General features: G+C 72.3%; 4 protein-coding genes and 2 pseudogenes. 3 read left to right on the top strand and 3 right to left on the bottom strand.

What is annotated here, in order from left to right:
* A pseudogene (locus N4P33_RS32890) lies at positions 1-272 on the top strand (hypothetical protein); the annotation flags it as partial.
* A gap of 107 nt (positions 273-379) precedes the next feature.
* Here the strand turns inward: N4P33_RS32890 and N4P33_RS32885 are convergent.
* From N4P33_RS32885 to N4P33_RS32875, 3 genes are read right to left on the bottom strand one after another with little or no spacing between them, the layout of a single operon-like run.
* Positions 380-1,312, bottom strand: a complete 933-nt coding sequence (locus N4P33_RS32885) for an oxidoreductase (protein WP_260830594.1) — start codon at positions 1,310-1,312, stop codon at positions 380-382.
* Between the two features lie 32 nt (positions 1,313-1,344).
* A complete protein-coding gene (locus N4P33_RS32880) occupies positions 1,345-3,036 on the bottom strand; it encodes a SulP family inorganic anion transporter (protein ID WP_260830593.1) in 1,692 nt (563 codons plus the stop codon).
* Positions 3,033-3,638: a carbonic anhydrase gene (locus N4P33_RS32875; protein ID WP_260830592.1), complete on the bottom strand. Its 606-nt coding sequence runs from the start codon at positions 3,636-3,638 to the stop codon at positions 3,033-3,035. The genes N4P33_RS32880 and N4P33_RS32875 overlap by 4 nt, the downstream gene beginning before the upstream one ends.
* Before the next feature lie 195 nt (positions 3,639-3,833).
* On the opposite strand from N4P33_RS32875, the gene N4P33_RS32870 reads away from it, so the two are divergent.
* Together N4P33_RS32870 and N4P33_RS32865 are read left to right on the top strand one after the other, a co-directional pair.
* Positions 3,834-4,577: a response regulator transcription factor gene (locus N4P33_RS32870; RefSeq protein ID WP_260830591.1), complete on the top strand. Its 744-nt coding sequence runs from the start codon at positions 3,834-3,836 to the stop codon at positions 4,575-4,577.
* Positions 4,574-4,793, top strand: a pseudogene (locus N4P33_RS32865) (sensor histidine kinase); the annotation flags it as partial. The gene N4P33_RS32870 and the pseudogene N4P33_RS32865, both read left to right, overlap by 4 nt.

The raw sequence follows: 4,793 nt of genomic DNA, 5'->3' as shown, positions 1-4,793 counted from the left end.
CCCGCACCCTCGCCTCCCGCCTCGCGGGTGACACCGGCGTACCCACCCCGGACGAGATCCCGCCCGAGACGCTGCTGGCCCGCTTCGACGAGGAGGCCGAGGACTGGCCGGGCGGCGCGCCGGCCCTGGTCACCGCCCTCGCGGCGGCCGACCCGTCCACGACGGAACGCATCCTGCGCGCCCTGCGGGCCCACCACCCCCACCGCGCCGTCAGCGAGGCGGCGGCCCACGAGATCAACAGGACCCGAGCCGACCGCCCCAAGCACCACTGACCCACGGGGCACCGCCGCGCGAGGTACGCACCCTTCAGCTGCCGGGCAGGCTCGGATCCCCGGCCCCTGAAACCCCCGGCGTCACCGCAGCGGCACGCTTGAAGGGCCTACGGAGCTGCCTTCAGGAGGTCGTAGCGTACGTCCGTCAGGTCCTCGGAGGCGCTCCACAGACGCTCGGTCATCGTGTCGTCGAGGGTCCACGGCGCCCGCCAGGACGGGGCGGGCGTCCCGCGCCACATCGCGAAGGACGGTCCGAGGTAGGTGTCGGGGCCGACGCCGGGTGCGGTCGCCGCGTACAGCTGCGGGAGCGCTCCGGCCTCGGCGGACTGGGCGACGATCCGGTTGCCGAGGAGCATCAGGCGCTCGGCGACCCGGCGTCCCTCCGCGCGGGGGCCCGCCGTCTGGAGGTTGGTGGCCGCGTAGCCGGGGTGGGCCGCGACGGACGTGAGCCGGGCCCCGTGCGCCGCCGCCCTCCGCGCCAGCTCGTGCGTGAACATCAGGTTGGCGGATTTGGAGCGGGCGTAGGCGAGCCAACGGTTGTACGCGCGCTCGCTGTTGAGGTCGCGCGGGTCGATGTTGGCCAGCGCGTGCATCATGCTGGACACGGTCACGACCCGCGCCTGCGGTGCGGTGAGCAGCGCGGGCAGCAGCAGCCCGGTGAGGGCGAAGTGGCCGAGGTGGTTGACGCCGAACTGGGTCTCGAACCCGTCGGCGGTCGTGCCGCGGGGCAGCGCCATCACACCGGCGTTGTTGACCAGCAGATCGACCCGCTCGTACGGCAACTCCCGCGCGAACTCCCGTACGGAGCCCAGGTTCCCGAGGTCCAGGGGGCGCACCTCCGCCTCGGCGGCCGGCACCTCGCCCCGCAGCCGGTTCAGCGCCGCCCGGCCCCGGGTCTCGCTGCGGCAGGCGAGCACGACCCGGGCACCGGCCCGGGCCAGCTCGATCGCCGTCACCAGCCCGAGCCCGCTGTTGGCGCCGGTGACGACGGCGACGCGCCCGCTCTGATCGGGGATGTCGTGCACGGTCCAACCGGACATGGAGGAATCACTCCCAGCGCTCGATGGGCCTCTCACCCTACGAGCGGCGACCGCCCGGCGTAATCGTCGGGCAGGGGCCGCGTGTCGAGATAGAACCACTCGGCGTCGGCGGCGGGTGATCCGCCGGTCGTCAGCCCGAGCCCGGCCGTGAACCCGGCCCCGGCCTTCACGCCGCTCTCGACCGGCGCGGCAGCCGCGGCCGTGTCTCCCCCGGGCTCCGCCGTCCCCGGCATCAGCAGTTCGACCCGTACCCCCAACCCCCGCTGCTGGGCGGTGAATTCCTCCACCTGGTTGCGGCAGGCGTGGTCGAGGTGGGTCACGGCCGTCAGATCGAGGCGGATCCGGGGTTTGCCCGACGCGGCGGCGGCTTCCAGCGCCTCGATGACCCGCGGCAGCCGAAGGAACGTGGCGTTGCCCGCCATGACGACCTTCGCCGTGTCGTCCTCGACGTGCTGCCGGACCACCGTCTGCGACATCCGCAGCGCGGCCAGCAGGATCCCGGCGGCGAGTCCGAAGAGCACGCCCTCCAGCAGCGCGGTCGCCACGATCACCAGCATGGTCAGCGTCATCACGGCGAACTCGCCCCGGTCCTGCCGCCACATCTTGGGGAACTCGTCCGGCGCGAGCAGCTTCCAGCCGCTGTGCACCAGGACCCCGGCGAGCACGGAGATCGGGATGAGCGCCAGCACCTGCGGCAGCAGCAGCGCGAAGGCCAGCAGCCACAGGCCGTGCAGCGTGCGCGAGAGCCGCGTCTTCGCGCCCGCCTGCACATTGGCGGAGCTGCGCGCGACCACCGCGGTGACGGGCAGCGCGCCGACGAGACCGGCGAGCGTGTTCCCGGCACCCTGCGCGATCAGCTCGGTGTTGTACCGGGTGCGCGGGCCGCTGTGCATGCGGTCGACGGCCGCCGCGGTGAACAGGCTCTCCGCGGAGGCGATCACCGTGAAGGTGAGGACGGCGCCGAGGACGGCCGGGTTCGCCAGTTCCGCGAACTCCTCGGCGCCCGGCACCCGCACCGACCCGAGCAGGTCGCCGACCTGGAGGGTCCGTACGTCCACCCCGGGCAGTGCGGCGACGCCGCAGCCGAGCGCGACGGCGACCAGCGCGGCCGGGATCTTCCCGAGCGGCCCGGGGACCTTCTTCCACACGAAGCTCAGCACGATGGTGACGGTCCCGAGCAGAGTGGCGATCATCGCCTGGCGGTCGGTGAGGATCCGGGCCAGCAGGTCCGGGACCCCGGCCATGTTCTCGATCGGCGTGCCGGGGGCCTTGGTGTCGGCCATCGGGTAGAGCTGGCTGAACATCAGCGGCAGCCCGATACCGGCGAGCATGCCCTGCACGACGGCGATGGAGATGGCCTGGAACATGCGGCCCAGCCGGATCAGTCCGAGGACGATCTGCAGCAGCCCCGCGAACAGCACGATCACGGCGAGCACGGCCACCCCGTGCTCCGCGACGGTCTCCGCGACCAGCGCGGCGAGCCCCGCGGCCGGCCCGCTGACCTGCAAGGTGCTGCCGCGCACCGCGCCGACCACGAGCCCGCCGATCACCCCGGAGATGATCCCCAGCTCGGGCCGCACCCCGGAGGCCACGGCCACACCGATGCACAGGGGCAGGGCGACGAGGAAGACGACGAGGGACGCGGAGATCTCGGTGGCGAGGTCGGGCTTGGGTCCCTTGGTGCCGCCCCGCGTCCGGCGGACCCGCGCATGCGCCCCGCTCATCCGGCGTGCGCCCGGAACTCGCCGTCCTCGTCGAGCTCGTGCACGGCCCCGGTGTCGATCTCGTAGTACCAGCCGTGCAGCCGCAGCCGCCCCTCCCCCAGCCGCTGCCGCACCACGGGGTAACTCCGCAGGGCCGCCAGCTGGTTGACGACGTTGCCCTGCACCACCTCACGCAGCGCCGGGTCGTCGGAGGCCGCGTCCAGCACCGGAGTCAGACCCGGGCGGGCGATCCGCAGCCAGGCGTCCACCCCGGGCAGCGCGGACAGGTCGTCGCCCGACTTCAGCGCGCCCATGGCTCCGCAGTGTGAGTGACCGCACACGACGATGTCCTGAACCCCGAGCACCTGGAGTGCGTACTCGATGGTGGCCGCCTCTCCGGAGGCCGCCGGCCTTCCGTAGGGCGGCACGATATTGCCCGCGTTCCGCAGCTCGAATATCTCGCCGGGACGCGCTCCGGTGATGAGTGCGGGAATGACACGGGAATCCGAACAGGTGATGAACAACACCTCCGGATATTGCCCGTCGGCCAGTTTCCGGTAGGCGTCGCTCTCGAAATCGACCCGCCGCCCGAATGCCCGCGCACGGTCCAGTAGTGCCTTCAACTCAGCCTCCTGACAGGGAAGTTGACTTCGCCCCTCTTCTGCACGGTAGACGACACGAATACAGCGGAAGGTTAAGCTGCGGCCAGCGCGCGGGCAGAACTCGGTATTTCTTTCGGCGCGCCTGTAACGTGGCACCGGAAAGCGGAAGTCTCGCATTGTTTCGCCGATGTTTCAGTTCCGGGAGAGACAGAACATATGGGCATACAGGTGCTGCTCGTCGAGGACGACGAGACGATCGCGGACCCCCTCGTGGAGGGCCTGGCGCACTTCGGACTGACGGTCGATCACGTGGCCACGGGTACGGACGGGCTGGCGGGCCCGTACGGCGATGTCGTCCTGCTCGACCTGGGGTTGCCGGACATGGACGGCATCGACGTCTGCCGGGGCATCCGCCAGGTCTCCGACGTGCCGATCCTCATTCTGAGCGCGCGCGGCGAGGAGGCCGACCGGGTACTCGGTCTGGAGCTGGGCGCCGACGACTATCTGGCGAAGCCGTTCAGCGTACGGGAGCTGGTGGCGCGGGTGCGGGCGGTGACCCGGCGGACACAGCGCTCGTACGAGCCGGCCGCCGCGCCCGAACCCCCGCCGTCGTACGAGCCCGTGGCCGCGTCCGAGCCGATGCCGGACCCGGGCCCGCTCGTCGTGGACCGCCGTACCCGGCAGGTGTGGGTGGGCGAGACCGCAGTGCCCCTCACCCCCAAGGAGTTCGACCTGCTGGCGCTGCTCAGCGAGGACCCGGGCGCGGTCTACTCCCGGCAGCAGATCCTGGACCGCGTGTGGGACCCCCACTTCGACGGGCCGACCAGGACCCTGGACGTCCATGTGGCCGCGCTGCGCAAGAAGCTGGGACACCCGGCGTGGATCCGCACCCTGCGCGGCGTCGGCTTCCGCCTCGCGGTGCACACCGGGTCCGAGCCCGGACGGGCGGCGTCGCCGTGACCCGCCGTCTGCTGCTGAGCTATCTCAGCCTGGCCGCACTGGTCCTGGTCTGTCTGGAGATCCCGCTCGGCTTCGTCTACTCGCGCGCCGAGCGGGAGCGGGTGGTGCACGCGGCGCGCACCGAGGCCGAGTCGGTGGCCGCGTACACCGCGTTGTCCCTGGCCACCGGCCGGGCCCGGCGCGAGCTGCCCGCGCGGGTGGCGCACTGCGCGCGGC

The organism is Streptomyces sp. 15-116A, assembly GCF_025290915.1.
Taxonomy (GTDB): Bacteria; Actinomycetota; Actinomycetes; order Streptomycetales; family Streptomycetaceae; genus Streptomyces.
The sequence above is the reverse complement of the archived record's forward strand: the minus strand, read 5'-3'. Positions and strand labels throughout refer to the sequence as shown.

Coding starts and splice junctions, on each gene's coding strand:
- N4P33_RS32885 (WP_260830594.1), bottom strand. CDS start 1,312: ATGTCCGGTTGGACCGTGCACGACATCCCCGATCAGAGCGGGCGCGTC.
- N4P33_RS32870 (WP_260830591.1), top strand. CDS start 3,834: ATGGGCATACAGGTGCTGCTCGTCGAGGACGACGAGACGATCGCGGAC.
- N4P33_RS32880 (WP_260830593.1), bottom strand. CDS start 3,036: ATGAGCGGGGCGCATGCGCGGGTCCGCCGGACGCGGGGCGGCACCAAG.